The organism is Pseudomonas sp. B19(2017), assembly GCF_002113165.1.
In the GTDB taxonomy this organism is placed as follows: Bacteria; Pseudomonadota; Gammaproteobacteria; order Pseudomonadales; family Pseudomonadaceae; genus Aquipseudomonas.
On record NZ_NEJR01000018.1, the window covers coordinates 80,169 to 101,314 of the forward strand.

22 protein-coding genes are annotated in these 21,146 nt (G+C 63.6%); all 22 read left to right on the forward strand.

All coding sequences use genetic code 11. The features are described 5' to 3' along the window. Positions 1–92 precede the first annotated feature (92 nt). The 22 genes from fliH (at position 93) to CAF70_RS21395 (ending at position 21,121) form a co-directional block, all read left to right on the forward strand. Entirely contained in the window at positions 93–887 is a 795-nt protein-coding gene (gene fliH, locus CAF70_RS21290) for a flagellar assembly protein FliH (protein ID WP_085623128.1), read from the forward strand. Continuing rightward, on the forward strand, positions 877–2,232 hold the full coding sequence (fliI, locus tag CAF70_RS21295; RefSeq protein ID WP_085623129.1) for a flagellar protein export ATPase FliI: 1,356 nt from the start codon (positions 877–879) through the stop codon (positions 2,230–2,232). The genes fliH and fliI overlap by 11 nt, the downstream gene beginning before the upstream one ends. A 6-nt stretch (positions 2,233–2,238) precedes the next feature. After that, entirely contained in the window at positions 2,239–2,691 is a 453-nt protein-coding gene (gene fliJ / locus CAF70_RS21300) for a flagellar export protein FliJ (RefSeq protein ID WP_085623130.1), read from the forward strand. Positions 2,692–2,908: 217 nt separating this feature from the next. Next, on the forward strand, positions 2,909–3,214 hold the full coding sequence (locus tag CAF70_RS21305; RefSeq protein ID WP_013973600.1) for an STAS domain-containing protein: 306 nt from the start codon (positions 2,909–2,911) through the stop codon (positions 3,212–3,214). 8 nt (positions 3,215–3,222) lie between these two features. Next, positions 3,223–4,914: a fused response regulator/phosphatase gene (locus tag CAF70_RS21310; protein ID WP_085623131.1), complete on the forward strand. Its 1,692-nt coding sequence runs from the start codon at positions 3,223–3,225 to the stop codon at positions 4,912–4,914. 48 nt (positions 4,915–4,962) lie between these two features. Then, on the forward strand, positions 4,963–5,310 hold the full coding sequence (locus CAF70_RS21315) for an Hpt domain-containing protein (RefSeq protein WP_085623132.1): 348 nt from the start codon (positions 4,963–4,965) through the stop codon (positions 5,308–5,310). Positions 5,311–5,382: 72 nt separating this feature from the next. Next, positions 5,383–6,642, forward strand: a complete 1,260-nt coding sequence (locus CAF70_RS21320; RefSeq protein WP_085623133.1) for a flagellar hook-length control protein FliK — start codon at positions 5,383–5,385, stop codon at positions 6,640–6,642. A 199-nt stretch (positions 6,643–6,841) separates the two neighbouring features. After that, positions 6,842–7,339, forward strand: a complete 498-nt coding sequence (gene fliL, locus CAF70_RS21325; RefSeq protein WP_085623134.1) for a flagellar basal body-associated protein FliL — start codon at positions 6,842–6,844, stop codon at positions 7,337–7,339. Positions 7,340–7,348: 9 nt separating this feature from the next. Continuing rightward, entirely contained in the window at positions 7,349–8,317 is a 969-nt protein-coding gene (gene fliM / locus CAF70_RS21330) for a flagellar motor switch protein FliM (protein WP_013973595.1), read from the forward strand. 47 nt (positions 8,318–8,364) lie between these two features. Next, complete coding sequence (gene fliN, locus CAF70_RS21335) at positions 8,365–8,835, forward strand: flagellar motor switch protein FliN (RefSeq protein WP_024087456.1); 471 nt, start codon at positions 8,365–8,367, stop codon at positions 8,833–8,835. A 12-nt stretch (positions 8,836–8,847) separates the two neighbouring features. Beyond that, positions 8,848–9,279: a flagellar biosynthetic protein FliO gene (fliO, locus tag CAF70_RS21340; protein ID WP_085623167.1), complete on the forward strand. Its 432-nt coding sequence runs from the start codon at positions 8,848–8,850 to the stop codon at positions 9,277–9,279. Next, complete coding sequence (fliP, locus tag CAF70_RS21345; protein WP_085623135.1) at positions 9,279–10,034, forward strand: flagellar type III secretion system pore protein FliP; 756 nt, start codon at positions 9,279–9,281, stop codon at positions 10,032–10,034. The genes fliO and fliP overlap by 1 nt, the downstream gene beginning before the upstream one ends. 21 nt (positions 10,035–10,055) lie before the next feature. After that, positions 10,056–10,325 (forward strand): flagellar biosynthesis protein FliQ, encoded by a 270-nt coding sequence (gene fliQ, locus CAF70_RS21350; protein ID WP_085623136.1) that lies wholly within the window; start codon positions 10,056–10,058, stop codon positions 10,323–10,325. Between the two features lie 7 nt (positions 10,326–10,332). After that, the gene (fliR, locus tag CAF70_RS21355) at positions 10,333–11,109 is read left to right on the forward strand and encodes a flagellar biosynthetic protein FliR (protein WP_025340075.1); all 777 of its coding nucleotides are present in this window, start codon (positions 10,333–10,335) and stop codon (positions 11,107–11,109) included. A gap of 2 nt (positions 11,110–11,111) precedes the next feature. Beyond that, positions 11,112–12,254, forward strand: coding sequence for a flagellar biosynthesis protein FlhB (gene flhB, locus CAF70_RS21360; RefSeq protein ID WP_085623137.1), 1,143 nt, complete (start codon positions 11,112–11,114; stop codon positions 12,252–12,254). 210 nt (positions 12,255–12,464) lie between these two features. Beyond that, positions 12,465–14,594 (forward strand): flagellar biosynthesis protein FlhA, encoded by a 2,130-nt coding sequence (gene flhA, locus CAF70_RS21365; RefSeq protein ID WP_085623138.1) that lies wholly within the window; start codon positions 12,465–12,467, stop codon positions 14,592–14,594. Positions 14,595–14,605: 11 nt separating this feature from the next. Continuing rightward, positions 14,606–15,916, forward strand: coding sequence for a flagellar biosynthesis protein FlhF (gene flhF / locus CAF70_RS21370; protein WP_085623139.1), 1,311 nt, complete (start codon positions 14,606–14,608; stop codon positions 15,914–15,916). A gap of 93 nt (positions 15,917–16,009) precedes the next feature. Then, a complete protein-coding gene (gene fleN / locus CAF70_RS21375; RefSeq protein ID WP_039612698.1) occupies positions 16,010–16,843 on the forward strand; it encodes a flagellar synthesis regulator FleN in 834 nt (277 codons plus the stop codon). Further along, the gene (gene fliA / locus CAF70_RS21380; RefSeq protein ID WP_013973585.1) at positions 16,840–17,580 is read left to right on the forward strand and encodes an RNA polymerase sigma factor FliA; all 741 of its coding nucleotides are present in this window, start codon (positions 16,840–16,842) and stop codon (positions 17,578–17,580) included. Before fleN ends, fliA begins: the two co-directional genes overlap by 4 nt. A gap of 118 nt (positions 17,581–17,698) precedes the next feature. Further along, a complete protein-coding gene (locus tag CAF70_RS21385; protein ID WP_178076412.1) occupies positions 17,699–18,073 on the forward strand; it encodes a chemotaxis response regulator CheY in 375 nt (124 codons plus the stop codon). Between the two features lie 21 nt (positions 18,074–18,094). Then, positions 18,095–18,883 carry a protein phosphatase CheZ gene (locus CAF70_RS21390; RefSeq protein ID WP_085623141.1) on the forward strand — a complete coding sequence of 263 codons (789 nt, stop codon included), beginning with the start codon at positions 18,095–18,097 and terminating at the stop codon, positions 18,881–18,883. 12 nt (positions 18,884–18,895) lie between these two features. Then, a complete protein-coding gene (locus CAF70_RS21395; protein ID WP_085623142.1) occupies positions 18,896–21,121 on the forward strand; it encodes a chemotaxis protein CheA in 2,226 nt (741 codons plus the stop codon). Positions 21,122–21,146 lie beyond the last annotated feature (25 nt).

The following is a 21,146-nucleotide window of genomic DNA, read 5'->3' on the forward strand; positions in this document are numbered from 1 at the left end:
GACGATAGAGGTTGTCGCTGCCGACGCATTCGCGGGTAAACCCGCTCCCACAGGGACCGTGTCGGCTGAACATGGTTTGAGAACATGACAGCATGCCCACCAAAGAACATCACCCCAGCGACCTGATCCGCGCCCGCGACCTCGAGGGCGTGGACGTGTGGGCGCTGCCCAGCTTCGACCCGGAGCCTGAGCCCGAACCGGAGCCGGAACCCGAACCCGAGGTAATCGAGGAAGAAGTCGAGGAAGTGCCGCTGGAAGAAGTCCAGCCACTGACCCTGGAAGAACTCGAGGCCATCCGCCAGGAAGCCTACAACGAAGGCTTCGCCACCGGTGAGCGCGAAGGCTTCCATAGCACCCAGCTCAAGGTTCGCCAGGAAGCCGAAGAGGCCCTGAAAACCAAGCTGGAAAGCCTTGAACGGCTGATGGCCAACCTGATGGAGCCGATCGCCGAGCAGGACACGCAGATCGAGAAAACCCTGGTCCATCTGGTGGCGCACATGACCCGCCAGGTGATCGGTCGCGAACTGCGGGGCGATTCCAGCCAGATCACCCAGGTATTGCGCGAAGCGCTGAAGCTGCTGCCCATGGGCGCTGACAATATCCGCATCCACCTCAACCCGCAGGATTTCGAGCTGGCCAAGGCCCTGCGCGAGCGTCATGAGGAACACTGGCGGCTGCTCGAAGACGACGCGCTGCTACCCGGCGGCTGCCGTATCGAAACCGCTCACAGTCGCATCGACGCGACCATGGAGACCCGCATCGAGAAAGCCGTAGCGCAACTGTTCGACCAGTTGCACGACCATTCGCTGCACCCGGCGGCACCGGACATGTCGGTAGACCTGGACAACCCGCCAGAGCGCGGCATAGGTAGCCCGGATGCAACTTGAGCGCACCAGTTTCGGCAAGCGCCTGGGCAGTTATGCCGAGGCCATCGAACTGCCGGCCCAGCCCATCGTCGAAGGCCGCCTGCTGCGCATGGTCGGCCTCACCCTGGAGGCCGAAGGCTTGCGCGCCGCAGTCGGCAGCCGCTGCCTGGTGATCAACGACGACAGCTATCACCCGGTGCAGGTCGAAGCGGAAGTCATGGGCTTTGCCGGGCCCAAGGTATTTCTCATGCCCGTCGGCAGCATCGTCGGCATCGCCCCTGGTGCCCGGGTGGTGCCGCTGGATGATGGCGGCCGCTTGCCGATGGGCATGAGCATGCTCGGCCGGGTGCTCGACGGCGCTGGCCGTGCGCTGGATGGCAAGGGCGGGATGAAAGCCGAAGACTGGGTGCCGATGGACGGCCCGGTGATCAACCCGCTGAATCGTGACCCCATCAGCAAGCCGCTGGACGTGGGTATTCGCAGCATCAATGGCCTGCTCACCGTCGGTCGTGGCCAGCGCCTGGGCCTGTTCGCCGGTACCGGGGTGGGCAAGTCGGTGTTGCTGGGCATGATGACCCGCTTTACCGAGGCCGAAATCATAGTCGTCGGCCTGATTGGTGAGCGGGGCCGCGAGGTCAAGGAATTCATCGAGCATATCCTGGGTGAGGAAGGCCTCAAGCGCTCGGTGGTGGTTGCGTCGCCTGCCGACGATGCACCGCTGATGCGCCTGCGCGCTGCCATGTACTGCACACGTATCGCCGAGTACTTTCGCGACAAGGGCAAGAACGTATTGTTGCTGATGGATTCGCTGACCCGTTTCGCCCAGGCCCAGCGCGAAATCGCCTTGGCCATCGGTGAGCCGCCGGCTACCCGGGGTTACCCGCCGTCGGTGTTCGCCAAGCTGCCCAAGCTGGTGGAGCGGGCGGGCAATGGCGAGCCGGGTGGTGGTTCGATCACTGCGTTCTACACCGTCCTGTCCGAGGGCGACGACCAGCAGGACCCGATTGCCGACTCGGCGCGCGGCGTGCTCGATGGCCACTTCGTGCTGTCGCGGCGGCTGGCCGAGGAGGGTCATTACCCGGCCATCGACATCGAAGCTTCGATCAGCCGGGTCATGCCCCAGGTGGTCGATGCCGACCATCTGCGCCAGGCGCAAAAATTCAAGCAGTTGTGGTCGCGCCTGTCGCAAAGCCGTGACCTGATCAGCGTGGGCGCCTATGTGGCGGGCGGCGATCCGGAAACCGACCTGGCCATCGCCCTGCAATCGCAGCTGGTGGAGTTTTTGCGCCAAGGCCTGCGCGAGAACGTGGGCATGGCGCAAAGCCGCGAACAGTTGGGGGCGATCTTCACGCCCCCTGCAGGCTGATAGGCCATGGCGCTGCCCGGACGTGCCGCGCGCCTGGCGCCGGTGGTGGACATGGCCGAGGAGGCCGAGCGCAAGGCGGCCCAGCGCCTTGGGCATTTCCAGCAGCAGGTGGCCATGGCCCAGGCAAAACTGGCCGAGCTCGAGCGGTTTCGTGAGGATTACCAGCTGCAGTGGATCAACCGTGGCGGGCAGGGGGTCAATGGCAGCTGGCTGGTCAACTACCAGCGCTTCCTCGGGCAGCTGGAAACGGCCATGACCCAACAGCGCCAGAGTCTGGTCTGGCACCAGAACAACCTCGACAACGCACGCGGCACCTGGCAGCAGGCCTATGCCCGTGTGGAGGGCTTGCGCAAGCTGGTGCAGCGTTACCTGGACGAGGCCCGGCGGGCCGAGGACAAGCGCGAGCAGCGGCTGCTCGACGAGCTGTCGCAGCGCCTGCCGCGGCAGAATCACCTATAGCCTGTACTGGCCTCTTCGTGGGTAAACCCGCTCCCACAGGTACGGCGCAGGATTCGAATTTGTGAAAAGCCTGTGGGAGCGGGTTTACCCGCGAAGAGGCCGGGACAGGCAATCCACATTTACCGCGCCGCATGCAGAATCGTGTGCTTGCCACCCCCGTCATCGCCTGCTAAACCTGTAAGGAGTTGCATCCGCCATCATCGAAGGAATCGCTAGCATGGCAGTCGAGACTGACTTTTCGCAGGACGGGAAAAAGCTGACGATCAAGATCAAGGGGCGCTTCGATTTCGGCAAGCACCAGGAATTTCGCGACGCCTACGAACGCCAGCCCAGCCGGCCCGATTCGGTAGTCGTCGACCTGAAGGACACCACCTACCTCGACAGTTCCGCGCTTGGCATGCTGCTGTTGCTGCGCGACCACGCGGGCGGCGACGAGTCGGATGTGCGGGTGGTGCATGCCAGCTCCGATGTACGCAAGATCCTCGCCATTTCCAATTTCGAAAAACTCTTCGATATCAGTTGAGCGCCGACATGCCGGCCGAACAGGCGTTGACCGTGCTGGTCGCCGAGGACGGTGCCGCCGACCGCATGCTGCTGGCGCAGATCGTGCGCCGCCAGGGCCATCAGGTATTCACTGCGGAAAACGGCGAGCAGGCGGTGGCGCTGTTCATCGAGCGGCGCCCGCAGCTGGTGCTGCTGGATGCGCTGATGCCGGTGATGGATGGCTTCGAGGCGGCGCGGCAGATCAAGGCCCTGGCCGGCGAGGCGCTGGTGCCGATCATTTTCCTGACTTCATTGAACGAGGAGGAGGGCCTGGTGCGCTGCCTGGAGGCCGGCGGCGACGACTTCATGGCCAAGCCCTATAGTGCGGTGATCCTCGGCGCCAAGATCCGCGCCATGGACCGCCTGCGCCGGCTGCAGGCCACCGTGCTGGAACAGCGCGACCAGATTACCCGGCACCACCACCACCTGCTCAACGAGCAGCGGGTAGCCAAGGCGGTGTTCGACAAGGTGGCCCACTCCGGCTGCCTGGCTGCGCCCAACATCCGCTACCTGCAATCGCCCTATGCGCTGTTCAATGGCGACCTGATGCTGGCCGCGTTCGCCCCGTCCGGCGACATGCGCGTGCTGCTCGGTGATTTCACCGGCCACGGCCTGCCGGCGGCGGTAGGGGCCATGCCGTTGGCCGAAGTGTTCTACGGCATGACCGCCAAGGGCTACGGCATTGCGCAGATCCTGCGTGAGATGAACGCCAAGCTCAAACGCATCCTGCCGGTGGACATGTTCTGTTGTGCGCTGCTGCTCAACCTCAGCATGCAGCGCGGTTCGGTGGAAGTGTGGAACGGTGGCATGCCTGATGGCTATCGCCTGGCAGTGGATGGCCAGGTGCTGTCGGTGCTGAGTTCGCGCCACCTGCCATTGGGCATCCTGGATGCCGAGCGTTTCGATGACAGTACCGAAGTGTTGCCGCTGGCTCCGGGCGAGCGCCTGCTGTTGCTGTCGGATGGTGTGCTCGATACCGCCGACGACCAGGAACGCCTGTTCGGCGTGCAGCGCTTGCGCCAGGTGCTGGCCGACAACCGTGACCCGGCCCTGCTGTTCGACGAAGTGATGCAGGCCCTGGAGCGCTTTGGCGGGCGCCCGCGCGACGACATCAGCCTGTGCGATATCCGGATGTTCAACGCCGAGGAGCGGGTGCCGGCGCCGATAATCTACTCTGACAGTGGCCGCTCCAGCCCGCTGGACTGGTCGCTGGGGTTCGAGGTGCGTGGCGAGAGCCTCAAACGCTTCAACCCGGTCCCGTATCTGGTGCAGTTATTGCAGGAGATTCATGGCCTGCGCACGCAAACCGGCAACCTGCACAGTGTGCTCAGCGAGCTGTATTCCAACGCCCTGGAGCACGGCGTGCTGGGCCTGGACTCGCAGCTCAAGCGCGATGTTCAGGGCTTTGCCGACTATTATCAGGAACGCGCCCGGCGCCTTGGGGTGCTGACCGACGGTTACGTACGCATCGATTTCAAGGTTGAACCGCAGGCTGATGGCGGGCGTCTGAAGATCGAGGTTCGTGACAGTGGCGCCGGGTTCGATGTGCAGCGCGTATTGTCGCGCCCCTCGCTGGAGCAGGGGCTGAGCGGGCGTGGTCTGAACCTGGTACGGCGGCTGGCCAGCAGCGCGCACTGGCGTGACGGCGGGCGCTGCGCGCATGTGGAGTTCGTCTGGTGAGCCACGGGTTGGCTCGGGCATAATCTGGCTTGATCAAGGAGTGAACAAGTGACTGACATGCATATTGACCACAAGGTACTCAGTGACCTGCGTGAGGTCATGGAAGATGGCTACCTGCAGTTGGTGCAAACGTTTCTAGACGACTCCGAACGGCGCCTGGGCCAGTTGCATGCGGCCAAAAGTGCCGAAGAGCTCGGTTCTGCGGCCCACAGTTTCAAAGGGAGCAGCAGCAACATGGGCGCGGTTGCATTGGCCAGCCTGTGTCAGCAGCTGGAAGAGCGCGCGCGGCGGCCCCCGCTGTATGGCATCGAGGACCTGATCAACCGCATCGACCTGGAGTTCGTCGAGGTGCAGCGCTTCTACCGGGATGAGCAGCAACGCATTTCGGCGGGTTGATGCACGACTTGGCGCGAGTTTTGCCTGTTTCTGGCTGGATGATTTTTTTGTTTCTGGCGCGGAGACCGCTCGATGCCTGTCGCACCCAACCCACTGTTGCAAGGCAACGCCATTGCCAACACCTCGCGTTCTGCCAACGCCCCGGCCGACAAGCTGCTGCAGGCGCCGGGCGACAAGGGCGACGGCTTCGGCCAGGTGATGGCCAGGCAGGGTCGCGACAAGGCCGCCGGGCAAGACGACAAGGTTGCCCAGGCCAAGCCCAGGGACAAATCCGAGGCGGCTCAGGGTGGCAAGAAAGACCCCGTCGACACGCCCGCGGTTGCCGATGACGGCAAACAATTGCCAGCTGACGACCAGGTTCAGGCCGACACCGGCTTGCGCGATGCCAGCTTGGTGGCTGGCCAGGTCAGCGATGCCCTGCCTGGCGCACACCTGATCCAGGCACAGGCCGAGGCGGTGGCGCCGGTATTGCAGGCTGCCACGACGCAGGTTACGGCCGCACTGCCCGAGGAACCGGTCACCGAGGAAGTTTTTGACCCTGAAGCCGACCCGCTGGCCAACCTGCCTACCTTGCGCCTGGCGCTGGAGCACAGCGCCCAGGCCAAAGGGGCGACCTCGGCGCATGCCCTGGACCCTTCACAGGCTCAGGGCGAGGAAGCGCAGATGGCCGTCAATACCTTGGCGAATATGGTCGAGAATGCCGAGGGTGAAGCGGGCGAGGCTGGCGACAAGGCCTTTGCCGGATTGCTCGAGGATGGCCTGAAGGACACCAAGAGCGCTGGTAGCGATACGCGTGTCGACGATTTTGCCAACCGCCTGGCCAACCTGACCCAGGCCGCCACGGCCAAGACCGCCAATGCCGTCCCGGCCAATACCAGCCCGTTGCATCAGCCGCTGCCGATGAACCAGGGCGCCTGGGCCGAGGGCCTGGTCAACCGGGTCATGTATTTGTCCAGCCAGAACCTCAAGTCGGCGGATATCCAGCTGGAGCCGGCGGAACTGGGCCGCCTGGACATTCGCGTCAATGTTGCGACGGACCAGTCGACCCAGGTCACTTTCATCAGCGGTCACGCCGGCGTGCGTGACGCCCTCGACAGCCAGGTGCACCGCCTGCGCGAGCTGTTCGCCCAGCAGGGGCTGGCGCAGCCGGATGTCAACGTGGCCGACCAGTCGCGCGGGCAGCAACAGCAACAGGGGCAGGCGCAGGGCAGCAACCTGTCCGGGGTGGCGGCGCGGCGGGCCGGGCAGGATGGCGGCGAGGCAGTCGATAGCGCCCGGCCTGTTGAGCACCAGGTGGTTGTTGGCGACAGTGCGGTCGATTATTACGCCTGATAACCGTTAGCCTGAGCTGGCCTCTTCGCGGGCACGCCCGCTCCCATAGGTACTGCACGGTCCTGTGGGAGCGGGCGTGCCCGCGAAGATGGCAGCACCGTAAAACCTGCTGGAACCCATCCTCTGCAAAATCTGGCATAACACTTGCTCAAGCCAAGCCATCCTCCCTTGAACCCCCGATGGACGACGGATTATTGGCATGGCGAAGAGCGAAGCAGTCAAAGACCCCGCCACTAAAGGCAAACTCAAGCTGATCCTGCTGGCAGTAGTGGGCCTGTTGCTGGCGATCGGCCTTTCGGTGGGCGCTACCTGGTTCATCATGCACAAGAGCGAGCCGGCTCCGGCCGCCGACACTGCAGCCAGCAACGTCAAGCCGGCGGCTATCTACGAAGCGCTGGCCCCGGCCTTCGTGGTCAACTTCAACCAGAACGGTCGCCAGCGCTACATGCAGGTGAGCATCACCCTGCAAGCGCGCAACCAGGCCGACCTGGATGCCCTCAAGGTGCATATGCCGGTGATTCGCAACAACCTGGTGATGATGTTCTCCGGGCAAGGCTTCGATACCCTGGCCGGTAGCCCGGTCGGCCAGGAAATGCTGCGTCAGAAGGCCACCGCGGTGGTTCAGGAAGTGGCGCAGAAGGAAGTCGGCAAGCCGGTCGTCGACCAGTTGCTGTTCACCAATTTCGTATTGCAGTAGGAGTCCGCAATGGCCGTACAGGACCTGCTGTCCCAGGATGAAATCGATGCCCTGTTGCATGGCGTCGACGACGGGCTGGTGCAGACCGAGAGTGCATCCGAGCCTGGCAGCATCAAAAGCTACGACCTGACCAGTCAGGACCGTATCGTGCGGGGTCGCATGCCGACCCTGGAAATGATCAACGAGCGTTTCGCCCGTTACACCCGCATCAGCATGTTCAACCTGCTGCGCCGTTCCGCCGACGTGGCGGTGGGTGGCGTGCAGGTGATGAAATTTGGCGAATACGTGCATTCGCTGTATGTGCCGACCAGCCTCAACCTGGTCAAGATCAAGCCGCTGCGCGGCACCTCGCTGTTCATTCTCGACGCCAAGCTGGTGTTCAAGCTGGTGGACAACTTCTTCGGCGGCGACGGCCGCCACGCCAAGATCGAGGGGCGCGAGTTCACCCCCACCGAATTGCGGGTGGTGCGCATGGTGCTGGACCAGTGCTTCGTCGACCTCAAGGAAGCCTGGCAGGCAATCATGCCGGTCACCTTCGAGTACATGAACTCCGAGGTCAACCCGGCCATGGCCAACATTGTCGGCCCCAGCGAGGCGGTGGTGGTGTCCACGTTCCACATCGAGCTGGACGGTGGGGGCGGTGACCTGCACGTGACCATGCCGTACTCGATGATCGAGCCGGTACGGGAAATGCTCGATGCCGGTTTCCAGTCCGACCTGGACGACCAGGACGAGCGCTGGGTCAAGGCCCTGCGCGAGGACGTGCTGGACGTGGCCGTGCCGCTGACCGCCACGGTCGCCCGGCGCCAGCTCAAGCTGCGCGACATCCTGCACATGCAACCCGGCGACGTGATCCCGGTGGAACTGCCCGAGCACCTGGTGCTGCGCGCCAACGGCGTGCCTTCGTTCAAGGCGCGCCTGGGTTCGCACAAGGGCAACCTGGCGCTGCAGATCATCGACCCGATCGAACGCCGCTGACGGCGTGCCGGTCGCTCATTACGAATTGAATGCCTGTCGAGGAAACCATGGCTAACGAAAACGAGATTACCTCCGCAGAGGACCAGGCTCTGGCCGATGAATGGGCTGCGGCACTGGAAGAAACCGGTGCAGCCGGCCAGGCGGATATCGATGCACTGCTGGGTGGTGACACCGGTAGCAGCACCAGCGGCCCGGGCCGACTGCCGATGGAGGAGTTCGCCAGCTCGCCGAAGCCGAACGAGAACGTCAGCCTCGAAGGCCCTAACCTGGACGTGATCCTGGATATCCCGGTGAACATTTCCATGGAAGTGGGCAGTACCGAGATCAATATCCGCAACCTGCTGCAGCTCAACCAGGGCTCGGTGATCGAGCTCGATCGCCTGGCCGGCGAGCCGCTCGACGTGCTGGTCAACGGTACGCTGATCGCCCACGGCGAAGTGGTGGTGGTCAACGAAAAGTTCGGCATCCGCCTGACCGACGTGATCAGCCCCAGCGAACGTATCAAGAAGCTGCGCTGAGTGAAGGGCACGATGCGCGCCATCGCGGCGCTCGCCGCGCTGCTTGCCAGCCAGGCCTGCCTGGCCGCGGCCACGCCGGCGGCAACCCCAACTGCGCCTGGCAGCCTCGGCGGGCAGCTGGCGCAGATGGTTTTCGGCCTGCTGCTGGTGGTCGGCCTGATCTTCTTCCTGGCCTGGTTGCTGCGGCGTTTGCAGAGCACGGCGGTGAAGGGCGGGCAGGTGATCGAGATCGTCGGCAGCCGGGCCATCGGCCCGCGTGACCGCCTGCTGCTGGTGCAGGTGGGCAAGGAGCAGATCCTGATCGGCCATACTCCTGGCAGCATCGAGGCCCTGCATGTGCTGGCCGAACCCGTGGAAGTGCCGGAAAGCGCCCGCCAGGCGACGCCGGAGTTCGCCCAGCGGCTGATGGAGTTGATGGGCAAGAACCCTAAGGACAACACGTGATGAGCGGCGCGCTGCGTATGTTGCTGATTTTGGCGCTGTTGCTGGTTGCGCCGCTGGCCTTGGCCGCCGACCCGCTGTCGATCCCGGCCATTACCCTGTCCAATACCCCGGACGGGCAGCAGGAGTATTCGGTCAGCCTGCAGATCCTGCTGATCATGACGGCGCTCAGTTTCATCCCGGCGTTCGTCATCCTGATGACCAGCTTCACCCGCATCATCATCGTGTTCTCGATCCTGCGCCAGGCGCTGGGCCTGCAGCAGACGCCGTCGAACCAGTTGCTGACTGGTATGGCGCTGTTCCTGACCATGTTCATCATGGCCCCGGTGTTCGACCGGGTGAACCAGGACGCGCTGCAGCCGTACCTGAAGGAGCAGATGACCGCCCAGCAGGCCATCGACAAGGCCCAGGGGCCGCTCAAGGATTTCATGCTGGCGCAAACCCGGCAAAGCGACCTCGACTTGTTCATGCGTCTGTCCAAGCGTACCGATATCGCCGGCCCGGACCAGGTGCCGCTGACGATTCTGGTGCCGGCGTTCGTCACCTCCGAACTGAAGACTGCGTTCCAGATCGGTTTCATGATTTTCATCCCGTTCCTGATCATCGACATGGTGGTGGCCAGTGTGCTGATGGCCATGGGTATGATGATGCTGTCGCCGCTGATCATTTCGCTGCCGTTCAAGATCATGCTGTTCGTGCTGGTCGATGGCTGGGCGCTGATCATGGGCACCTTGGCCAGCAGTTTCGGCGGCGTCTGACGCCGTCAAGGAGAGCCGCCGATGACACCTGAAATCGCTGTCGACCTGTTCCGTGATGCGCTGTGGCTGACCACCCTGATGGTTGCCGTGCTGGTGGTGCCGAGCCTGCTGGTGGGCCTGGTGGTAGCGATGTTCCAGGCCGCCACGCAGATCAACGAACAGACACTGAGTTTCCTGCCGCGCCTGCTGGTGATGCTGGTCACGCTGATCATCGCCGGGCCGTGGCTGGTGCAGAAGTTCATGGAATACATCACCAGCCTCTATACCAACATCCCGCAGCTGATCGGTTGACGCGGCGATGCTGGAGCTGACCGACACGCAGATCGGCACCTGGGTTGCCACCTTCATCCTGCCGTTGTTCAGGGTGACTGCGGTGCTGATGACCATGCCGATCTTCGGCACGCGCATGCTGCCGGCACGGGTGCGCCTGTACGTGGCAGTGGCGATTACCGTGGTGATCGTGCCGGCGCTGCCGCCGCTGCCTGAATTCGACCCGTTGAGCCTGCGCGGTTTGCTGCTGTGCGCCGAACAGATCATCGTTGGCGCGCTGTTCGGCCTGGCCTTGCAGCTGCTGTTCCAGGTCTTCGTGATCGCCGGGCAGATCGTGGCGGTGCAGATGGGCATGGCCTTCGCTTCGATGGTCGACCCGGCCAACGGTGTCAACGTCACGGTGATCAGCCAGTTCATGACCATGCTGGTGAGCGTGTTGTTCCTGTTGATGAATGGCCACCTGGTGGTGTTCGAGGTGCTGACCGAAAGCTTCACCACCTTGCCGGTGGGCAATGCGCTGGTGGTCAACCATTTCTGGGAGCTGGCCGGGCGCCTGGGCTGGGTGTTCGCCGCCGGCCTGCTGCTGATTCTTCCGGTCATCGCTGCGCTGCTGGTGGTGAACATTGCCTTTGGTGTAATGACCCGTGCCGCGCCACAGCTGAACATCTTCTCCATCGGTTTCCCGCTGACCCTGGTCATGGGCATGTTCATTTTCTGGGTCGGCCTGGCCGATGTGCTGTCCCACTACCAGGCGTTGGCCAGCGAAGCGCTGCAATGGCTGCGTGAACTGGCGAGGGCGCGCTGAGCATGGCGGAAAGCGAGAGCGGTCAGGACAAGACGGAAGACCCCACCGAGAAACGCAAGCGCGATGCCCGCGAGAAAGGCGAGATCGCGCGCTCCAAGGAGCTGAACACGGTGGCGGTGACCCTGGCCGGCGCCGGTGGCCTGCTGGCGTTCGGCGGCCACCTGGCCGAGACGCTGCTGGAAATGATGCGCATGAACTTCAGCCTGACCCGCGACATCATCGTTGACGAGCGTGCGATGGGCGCCTTCCTGATGGCCTCGGGCAAGATGGCGATATGGGCGACGCAGCCGGTGCTGATCCTGCTGTTCGTGATCTCCTTCGTGGCGCCTATCGCCCTGAGCGGTTTCCTGTTCTCCGGCAGCCTGTTGCAACCCAAGTTCAGCCGCATGAACCCGCTGTCGGGGATCAAGCGCATGTTCTCGATGCATGCCCTGACCGAGCTGCTCAAGGCGCTTGCCAAGTTCTTCGTGATCCTGGTGGTCGCGGTGGTGGTGCTGATCAGCGATCGCCAGGCCTTGCTGTCGATCGCCAACGAGCCGCTGGAGCAGGCGATCATTCACAGCCTGCAGGTCGTGGGTTGGAGTGCGTTGTGGATGTCGGCCGGGCTGCTGCTGATTGCGGCGGCAGACGTGCCGTTCCAGCTGTGGCAGACGCACAAGAAAATGAAGATGACCAAGCAGGAGGTCAAGGACGAGTACAAGGACAGCGAAGGCAAGCCCGAGGTCAAGCAGCGTATTCGCCAGTTGCAGCGCGAAATGTCGCAGCGGCGCATGATGGCGGCGGTGCCGGAGGCTGATGTGATCATCACCAACCCGACACATTATGCGGTGGCCTTGCAGTACGACCCGGAGAAGGGCGGGGCGGCGCCGTTGCTGCTGGCCAAGGGCAGCGACTTCATGGCCTTGAAGATTCGCGAGATCGGTGTGGAGCACAAGATCCAGATCCTCGAATCGCCAGCCCTGGCGCGGGCGATCTATTACTCCACCGAGCTGGAGCAGGAAATCCCTGCCGGCTTGTACCTGGCGGTGGCGCAGGTGCTGGCCTATGTGTTCCAGATCCGCCAGTACCGGGCCGGCAAGGGCAAGCGGCCGGAGCCGCTGAAAGACGACCTGCCGATACCGCCGGACCTGCGTCGCGACAGTTGACCTTGTGTCAGGGCTTCTGGCCCTTTCGCGGGCACGCCCGCTCCCACAGGTGCGGTGTCCAGCTGTGAGGTCCCTGTGGGAGCGGGCGTGCCCGCGAAGAGGCCGGAACAGGCAACATAAATCCCCCGTCGAGCAAAGTTGGAAAGCTTCTTGCAAAGCCAGCGCCAGGCGCCGCCTGTGCGTCAAAGTTTTGCATCAAGAGGACTCGCGGTGGATCGCACTCAGTTAATCAGCAACGCCCGTAACAACCTGGCCGGGCTCGGCCGGGGCAACCTGGGTGTGCCGCTGTTGCTGCTGGTGATGTTGGCAATGATGATGCTGCCAATACCACCGTTCCTGCTCGACGTGTTCTTCACCTTCAACATCGCCTTGTCGATCGTGGTCCTGCTGGTTTGCGTTTACGCCCTGCGCCCGCTCGACTTCGCCGCGTTCCCCACCATCCTGCTGGTGGCCACGTTGTTGCGCCTGGCCCTGAACGTGGCTTCCACCCGGGTAGTGATGCTGCACGGCCAGGAGGGCCACGGCGCTGCCGGCAAGGTGATCCAGGCCTTCGGCGAGGTGGTGATCGGCGGTAACTATGTGGTCGGTGCCGTGGTGTTCGCCATCCTCATGATCATCAACTTCGTGGTGGTGACCAAGGGCGCCGGGCGTATCTCGGAAGTGAGCGCGCGTTTCACCCTCGACGCCATGCCCGGCAAGCAGATGGCCATCGACGCCGACCTCAACGCCGGCCTGATCGACCAGGCCCAGGCCAAACACCGTCGTGCCGAAGTGGCGCAGGAAGCCGAGTTCTACGGTTCGATGGACGGTGCCAGCAAGTTCGTCCGCGGTGACGCCATCGCCGGCCTGCTGATCCTGTTCATCAACCTGATCGGCGGCATGCTGATCGGCATGCTGCAGCACGGCATGAGCTTCGGTGAGGCCGGCAAGGTATACGCCTTGCTGACCATCGGTGACGGTTTGGTGGCGCAATTGCCATCACTGCTGCTGTCTACCGCTGCCGCGATCATGGTTACCCGGGCCTCGGGCTCCGAGGACATGGGCAAGCTGATCAACCGGCAGATGTTCGACTCGCCCAAGGCCCTGGCGGTTTCCGGCGCGCTGATGATCGTCATGGGCCTGGTGCCGGGCATGCCGCATGTGGCTTTCCTCAGCCTCGGCCTGCTGGCCGGTGGCGGTGCCTACCTGGTGTGGAAGAAGCAGCAGAAAGCCAGGCTGCAGGCGCAGCAAGAGGCGCAGCGCCAGCAGGACCTGCTGCCCTCGCCGCAGCGTGCACTGGAGACCAAGGAACTGGGCTGGGACGACGTCACGCCCATCGACATGATCGGCCTTGAGGTTGGCTACCGGCTGATTCCGCTGGTCGATCGCAACCAGGGCGGCCAATTGCTGGCGCGGATCAAGGGCGTGCGCAAGAAACTGTCGCAAGACCTGGGCTTCCTCATGCCCACCGTGCACATCCGCGACAACCTCGACCTGCAGCCCAGCGCCTATCGCCTGACCTTGATGGGGGTGATCCTGGCCGAGGCCGAGATCTACCCGGATCGTGAGCTGGCCATCAACCCGGGGCAGGTGTTCGGCACCCTCAACGGCATTGCCGCACGCGACCCGGCGTTTGGCCTGGAGGCGGTGTGGATCGACGTTGGCCAGCGTTCCCAGGCGCAGTCGCTGGGCTACACCGTGGTCGACGCCAGCACCGTGGTGGCCACCCACCTCAACCAGATCCTGCAGAAGCACTGCCACGAGCTGATCGGCCACGAAGAGGTCCAGCAACTGTTGCAGGTGCTGGCCAAGGCATCGCCTAAACTTGCAGAGGAGCTGGTGCCAGGTGTCATTTCCTTGTCGGGCCTGCTGAAGGTGCTGCAAGCGTTGTTGTCGGAACAGGTGCCAGTGCGCGATATTCGCAGTATCGCCGAGGCGATCGCGAACAACGCCGGCAAGAGTCAAGATACCGCCGCGCTGGTGGCCGCAGTGCGCGTCGGATTGTGTCGCGCCATCGTGCAAAGCATTGTCGGCGTTGAGTCGGAGCTGCCAGTGATTACCCTGGAGCCAAGGTTGGAACAGATTTTGCTGAATAGTCTGCAAAGGGCCGGGCAAGGTCAGGAAGACGGTGTTCTTCTGGAACCGAGCATGGCCGAGAAGCTGCAGCGTTCGTTGATCGAAGCGGCCCAGCGCCAGGAAATGCAGGGCCAGCCGGCCATCCTGCTGGTCGCCGGCCCGATCCGCGCCATGCTGTCGCGTTTCGGTCGCCTGGCTGTACCGAATTTGCATGTTCTGGCGTATCAGGAAATACCTGACAACAAGCAAGTCACCATCGTTGCCACCGTGGGCCCTAACGGCTGAGGTAGTGGATAATGCAAGTTAAGCGATTTTTCGCCGCCGATATGCGTCAGGCCATGAAGCTGGTCCGCGATGAGCTGGGCGCCGATGCCGCGATCATCGGCAACCGCCGCATCGCCGGCGGTGTCGAACTGACGGCTGCGCTGGACTACAAGCTGTCCGCCCTGGCCCCGCGTGTGCCCAATGCCGAGCTGGAAGAAGAGCTGCGCAAGACCCATACGCGCATCGCCACTGCCCAGGCCGAACTGGGCCACCGCCAGGACAGCAGTGACAACAACCGCCAATTGTTCGCCGGGCAATCGCTGACCGCCGCCGAGCCATTGATCGAACCGCACGTCGATGCGCCCGAGGCCGTTGCGCCAGCCCCTGCCTCGGCACCGGTCGACCCACGCCTGTTCGATGCCATGCGCTCCGAGCTGTCGGGCCTGCGCGAGCTGCTGGAAGTGCAGCTCGGTTCGCTGGCCTGGAATCAGCTGCAGGGCAGCAAGCCGCAGCAGGCCACGGTCTGGCGCCGCCTGCAGCGCATCGGCCTGTCCGGGCCGATCGCCCGCGAGCTGCTTGACCTGACCGCCGAGATCGACGAGCCACGTCAGGCCTGGCGCATGCTGCTGGCGCACCTGGCGCGGATGATCGAAATTCCCGAGATCGAGCCGATCGAAGAGGGCGGGGTGATCGCCATGGTCGGCCCGGCCGGCATGGGCAAGACCACCACCCTGGCCAAGCTGGCCGCCCGCTACGTGCTCAAGTACGGCGCGCAGAACCTGGCGCTGGTGAGCATGGACAGCTTCCGCATCGGCGCCCAGGAACAGCTCAAGACGCTGGGCCGTATCCTCAACGTGCCGGTGACCTATGTCGACCCGGGCCAGTCGTTGGCCGCGGCGCTGGAGCCGCTGTTGCGCAAGCGCGTGGTGCTGATCGATACCGCCGGCCTGCAAGCCAGCGACCCGGCCCTGCGCCTGCAACTGGAAACCCTGGCCGGGCGGGGCATTGCCGCCAAGAACTACCTGGTGCTGGCCACCACCAGCCAGAAGCAGGTGCTGACTGCCGCCTACCACAGCTACAAGCGCTGCGGCCTGGCCGGTTGCATCCTGACCAAACTCGATGAAACGGCGAGCCTTGGCGACGTGCTGAGCCTTGCCATCAGTCACGAACTGCCAGTGGCCTACCTGACCGATGGGCCGCGCATTCCTGACGACCTGCACCTGCCTCGCGGGCACCAGCTGGTTACCCGCGCGGTCAATGTGCAGCAGCAGGACGAGCCCAGCGAAGAGGCCATGGCCGACATGTTCGCTGATCTCTATCACAACCCACGGCGAGCGGGTTGATGATGAAGCGTGTGCAAGGTAGCTATGCCAAAGGGTACGCAGAATTGCCCTACGTGTGGCCTGAGTCCCAGCGAGACAAGGTAAAGAACAGACATGGGTAGCATGCATCCCGTACAGGTGATCGCCGTGACCGGTGGCAAAGGTGGCGTCGGCAAGACTAACGTTTCAGTGAACCTGTCCCTGGCGCTGGCCGAGCTTGGTCGCAGGGTCATGCTGCTTGACGCCGACCTGGGCCTGGCCAATGTCGACGTGCTGCTGGGGCTGACCCCCAAGCGGACGCTGGCCGATGTCATCGAAGGGCGCTGCGAGCTGCGCGACGTGATGTTGCAGGGGCCGGGCGGGGTGCGCATCGTGCCGGCGGCCTCGGGCACGCAGAGCATGGTGCACCTGGCCCCGGCCCAGCATGCCGGGTTGATCCAGGCCTTCAGCGAAGTCGGCGACAACCTGGACGTGCTGGTGATCGACACCGCGGCCGGTATCGGTGACTCGGTGGTCAGCTTCGTCCGCGCCGCCCAGGAAGTGCTGCTGGTGGTGTGCGACGAACCCACCTCTATCACCGATGCCTACGCCCTGATCAAGCTGCTTAACCGCGACTACGGCATGAACCGCTTCCGTGTGCTGGCCAACATGGCACAAAGCCCGCAGGAAGGGCGCAACCTGTTCGCCAAGCTGACCAAGGTCACCGACCGCTTCCTCGACGTTGCCCTGCAGTACGTGGGCGCCGTGCCGTATGACGAGTGCGTGCGCAAGGCAGTGCAGAAGCAGCGCGCGGTTTACGAAGCCTTCCCTCGCTCCAAGTGCGCGCTGGCATTCAAGGCGATTGCCCAGAAGGTCGACAGCTGGCCGCTGCCGGCCAACCCGCGCGGTCATCTGGAGTTCTTTGTCGAGCGCCTGGTGCAACCCACCAGCGCGGGACCTGTGTTATGAATGCCAGCGGTTTCAAGATGTATAGCCGCGCGTCGAAAGACGCCCAGTACGAGCTGATCGAGCGTTACGCCCCGCTGGTCAAGCGCATCGCCTACCACTTGCTGGCGCGGCTGCCGGCCAACGTGCAGGTCGAGGACTTGATCCAGGCCGGCATGATCGGCCTGCTGGAAGTGGCCAACAAGTATGACGCCAGCAAGGGCGCCAGCTTTGAAACCTACGCCGGCATCCGCATTCGCGGGGCCATGCTCGATGAAGTGCGCAAGGGTGACTGGGCGCCGCGTTCGGTGCACCGCAACACGCGCATGGTCAGTGACGCGATGCGTGCCGTGGAGGCCAGAACCGGTCGCGACGCTAAAGATCATGAAGTTGCTGCCGAACTCCAATTGAGTCTCGATGATTACTACGGGATCTTGAACGATACCCTGGGCAGCCGCCTGTTCAGTTTCGACGACCTGCTGCAGGACGGCGAGCACGAAGGGCTGCATGAGGACGGCGCCAGCGGCCAGGTCGAGCCTGCGCGTGGCCTGGAGGACGAGCGCTTCCAGGTTGCCCTGACCGAGGCCATCGCCAACCTGCCGGAGCGTGAACGCCTGGTGCTGGCGCTGTACTACGACGAAGAGCTGAACCTCAAGGAAATCGGTGAGGTGCTTGGGGTCAGCGAGTCGCGGGTCAGCCAGTTGCACAGCCAGTGTGCCGCGCGCCTGCGCAGCCGCCTGGGGGAATGGCGGGCGCGTTGAGCCCGCTGGCATTGCCGTCTTTTTCCACGTGCGTTTTCCATGTTGCACCGAATTGATTGAATGCGCGCTCGGGACCGAGCGCGTTTGAGACTGCTTGGAGGTCTACTTGAACAAAGATATGAAAATCCTCATCGTTGACGACTTTTCGACGATGCGGCGGATCATCAAGAACCTGTTGCGTGACCTGGGCTTCACCAACACCGAAGAAGCCGATGATGGCACCACGGCGCTGCCGATGCTGGAAAACGGCCACTTTGATTTCCTCGTGACCGACTGGAACATGCCCGGCATGTCCGGCATCGACCTGCTGCGTAAAGTGCGTGCCAGCGACAAGCTGAAAACCATGCCGGTCCTGATGGTGACGGCCGAGGCCAAGCGCGACCAGATCATCGAAGCGGCCCAGGCCGGGGTCAACGGCTATGTGGTCAAGCCGTTCACCGCCCAGGTGCTCAAAGAAAAGATCGAGAAGATCTTCGAACGCGTCAACGGCTGAGTCACGTCAGGGGGGCGCGCCATGGATTCATCACAAACGTCTTTGGGCGAGTTCGAATCGACCCTGAAGAAGCATGCCCAGGAGCTGGTTGAGAGCCTGGAGCGAGGCCGTTTCGGCGAGGCGGTGCAGCTGATTCACGAGCTGAACCAGACCCGCGACCGCGGCCTGTACCAGGAAGTCGGCAAGCTGACCCGCGAGCTGCACAGTGCCATCGTCAGTTTCCAGATCGACCCGACCATGCCGCAGGCCGAGGAGGTGTCGCAGATAACCGACGCCACCGAGCGCCTGTCGTATGTGGTCAGGCTTACCGAGGGCGCGGCCAACCGCACCATGGACCTGGTCGAGGAAAGCACCCCGGTGCTCAACGAGCTGGCCAGCGAGGCCAAGGCCCTGAGCGCCGACTGGCAGCGCTTCATGCGCCGCGAAGTCGCTGCGCCGGAGTTCCGTGAGCTGGTCAAGCGCGTCGACAGTTTCCTGACGCACAGTGCCGAAGGTAACCGCAAGGTCGCCGGCCACCTCAACGACATTCTGCTGGCTCAGGACTATCAGGACCTGACCGGCCAGGTGATCAAGCGCGTCACCAACCTGGTCACCGAGGTGGAAAGCAACCTGCTCAAACTGGTGCTGATGGCCAGCCAGGTCGACCGCTTTGCCGGTATCCAGCATGACCACGATCAACTGCGTGCAGAAAAAGATCGAGAAAAACATCCGACTCGGGGTGAAGGTCCGCAGATTCATGCCGATAAGCGTGAAGACGTCGTGTCCGGTCAGGACGATGTCGATGATCTGCTGTCCAGCCTTGGTTTTTAAGGAGCACGTTTGATGAGCTTCGGCGCCGATGAAGAAATCCTCCAGGATTTCCTGGTAGAAGCCGGCGAAATTCTTGAGCAACTGTCCGAGCAACTGGTCGAGCTGGAAAGCCGGCCCGACGATGCCGACCTGCTCAATGCGATCTTTCGCGGTTTCCACACTGTAAAAGGGGGCGCCGGCTTCCTTCAGCTGAACGAGCTGGTGGAGTGCTGCCATATCGCCGAGAACGTGTTCGACGTCCTGCGCAAAGGTGAGCGCCGGGTCGACGCGGAACTGATGGATGTGGTGCTCGAGGCACTGGATACGGTCAACAGCATGTTTGGCCAGGTGCGCGAGCGCACTGAAGTGACCGCGGCTACCCCCGAGCTGTTGGCGGCGTTGTCGCGCCTGGCCGAGCCGGGCGGCGCCGAAAGCGTTGAAGTGCCTGCCGCTGCGGCGCCGGCGCCGGTTGCCGAGGCGCCAGCCGAGGAGCAGGACATCACCGACAGCGAGTTCGAACAGCTGCTCGATTCGCTCGATGCGGTCAAGGCACAAGCTGCGGCCGACGAGCAGATGCAGGGCGAGACTGTCAGCGGTGAAGGTGACGAAATCACCGACGCCGAGTTCGAGTCGCTGCTCGACCAGTTGCACGGCAAAGGCCAGTTCAGCGCCGAGGTGGCTGCGCAGCCGGTTGTCAGCGCGCCGGAAACGGCCAGCGACGAAATTACCGACGCCGAATTCGAATCGCTGCTGGACCAGTTGCATGGCAAGGGCACCTTCCAGGCCGATGCCTTGCCCGGCGCCAAGGCGCCAGCGCCTGCCGCAGCGGACACCCATGCTGGCGGCGACGACATCAGCGAGCACGAGTTCGAGGCGCTGCTGGACCAACTGCATGGCAAGGGCAAGTTCGGTAGCGACGTTGCCGCCGTCGAAGCCCCGGCTGCGGCCAAGGCGCAAGCGCCGGCAGCGGCCAAGGCCGACAGCCAGCCCGTGGCCAAGCCAGCCGCAGCTACGCCGGCACCTGCCAGCAAACCTGCCGCAGCACCCCGCGCCCCGGCCGCGGCCGCCGACAAGCATGGCGCCAGCGAAGCGGAGACCACCGTACGGGTCGATACCGCACGCCTGGACGAGATCATGAACATGGTCGGCGAACTGGTGCTGGTACGTAACCGCCTGGTGCGCCTGGGCCTGAACAGCGGCGACGAGGCCATGTCCAAGGCCGTGTCCAACCTTGACGTGGTCACCGCCGACCTGCAGACCGCGGTGATGAAAACCCGCATGCAGCCGATCAAGAAAGTCTTCGGCCGCTTCCCGCGCCTGGTGCGTGACCTGGCCCGCCAGCTGAAGAAAGAGATCAACCTGGAGCTGGTCGGCGAAGAGACCGACCTGGACAAGAACCTGGTCGAGGCCCTGGCCGACCCGTTGGTGCACCTGGTGCGCAACGCCGTCGACCATGGTGTGGAAATGCCCGATGAGCGTGAAGCGTCCGGCAAGGCGCGCACCGGCCGTGTGGTGCTGTCGGCCGAACAGGAAGGCGACCACATTCTGCTGTCGATCTCGGACGACGGCAAAGGCATGGACCCCAACATCCTGCGCGCCAAGGCCGTGGAAAAGGGCCTCATGGACAAGGATGCCGCCGACCGCCTGAGCGAGTCGGACTGCTACAACCTGATCTTCGCCCCGGGCTTCTCGACCAAGACCGAGATTTCCGACGTGTCCGGTCGTGGCGTGGGCATGGATGTGGTCAAGACCAAGATCTCCCAGCTCAACGGCTCGATCAACATCTTCTCGGCCAAGGGCCAGGGCTCGAAGATCGTCATCAAGGTGCCGCTGACCCTGGCGATCATGCCCACCTTGATGGTGATGCTGGGCAACCAGGCGTTTGCTTTCCCGCTGGTAAACGTCAACGAGATCTTCCACCTCGACCTGTCGCGCACCAACGTGGTCGACGGCCAGGAAGTGGTGATCGTGCGTGACAAGGCGCTGCCGCTGTTCTACCTCAAGCGCTGGCTGGTCCAGGGCCAGGTGCACGAAGAGCAGCACGAGGGCCATGTGGTGATCCTGTCGGTCGGCACCCAGCGCATCGGCTTTGTCGTCGATCAACTGGTTGGCCAGGAAGAAGTGGTAATCAAGCCGCTGGGCAAGATGTTGCAGGGCACCCCGGGCATGTCCGGGGCCACCATCACTGGCGACGGTCGCATCGCGTTGATTCTCGACGTCCCGAGCATGCTCAAGCGTTACGCCGCGCGGCGTATTTGATTTCGGTGGCGCACCCTGGCGGGTT

Coding starts and splice junctions, on each gene's coding strand:
- fliH (WP_085623128.1), top strand. CDS start 93: ATGCCCACCAAAGAACATCACCCCAGCGACCTGATCCGCGCCCGCGAC.
- fliI (WP_085623129.1), top strand. CDS start 877: ATGCAACTTGAGCGCACCAGTTTCGGCAAGCGCCTGGGCAGTTATGCC.
- fliJ (WP_085623130.1), top strand. CDS start 2,239: ATGGCGCTGCCCGGACGTGCCGCGCGCCTGGCGCCGGTGGTGGACATG.
- CAF70_RS21305 (WP_013973600.1), top strand. CDS start 2,909: ATGGCAGTCGAGACTGACTTTTCGCAGGACGGGAAAAAGCTGACGATC.
- CAF70_RS21310 (WP_085623131.1), top strand. CDS start 3,223: ATGCCGGCCGAACAGGCGTTGACCGTGCTGGTCGCCGAGGACGGTGCC.
- CAF70_RS21320 (WP_085623133.1), top strand. CDS start 5,383: ATGCCTGTCGCACCCAACCCACTGTTGCAAGGCAACGCCATTGCCAAC.
- fliL (WP_085623134.1), top strand. CDS start 6,842: ATGGCGAAGAGCGAAGCAGTCAAAGACCCCGCCACTAAAGGCAAACTC.
- fliM (WP_013973595.1), top strand. CDS start 7,349: ATGGCCGTACAGGACCTGCTGTCCCAGGATGAAATCGATGCCCTGTTG.
- fliN (WP_024087456.1), top strand. CDS start 8,365: ATGGCTAACGAAAACGAGATTACCTCCGCAGAGGACCAGGCTCTGGCC.
- fliO (WP_085623167.1), top strand. CDS start 8,848: ATGCGCGCCATCGCGGCGCTCGCCGCGCTGCTTGCCAGCCAGGCCTGC.
- fliP (WP_085623135.1), top strand. CDS start 9,279: ATGAGCGGCGCGCTGCGTATGTTGCTGATTTTGGCGCTGTTGCTGGTT.
- fliQ (WP_085623136.1), top strand. CDS start 10,056: ATGACACCTGAAATCGCTGTCGACCTGTTCCGTGATGCGCTGTGGCTG.
- fliR (WP_025340075.1), top strand. CDS start 10,333: ATGCTGGAGCTGACCGACACGCAGATCGGCACCTGGGTTGCCACCTTC.
- flhB (WP_085623137.1), top strand. CDS start 11,112: ATGGCGGAAAGCGAGAGCGGTCAGGACAAGACGGAAGACCCCACCGAG.
- flhF (WP_085623139.1), top strand. CDS start 14,606: ATGCAAGTTAAGCGATTTTTCGCCGCCGATATGCGTCAGGCCATGAAG.
- fleN (WP_039612698.1), top strand. CDS start 16,010: ATGGGTAGCATGCATCCCGTACAGGTGATCGCCGTGACCGGTGGCAAA.
- fliA (WP_013973585.1), top strand. CDS start 16,840: ATGAATGCCAGCGGTTTCAAGATGTATAGCCGCGCGTCGAAAGACGCC.
- CAF70_RS21385 (WP_178076412.1), top strand. CDS start 17,699: ATGAAAATCCTCATCGTTGACGACTTTTCGACGATGCGGCGGATCATC.
- CAF70_RS21390 (WP_085623141.1), top strand. CDS start 18,095: ATGGATTCATCACAAACGTCTTTGGGCGAGTTCGAATCGACCCTGAAG.
- CAF70_RS21395 (WP_085623142.1), top strand. CDS start 18,896: ATGAGCTTCGGCGCCGATGAAGAAATCCTCCAGGATTTCCTGGTAGAA.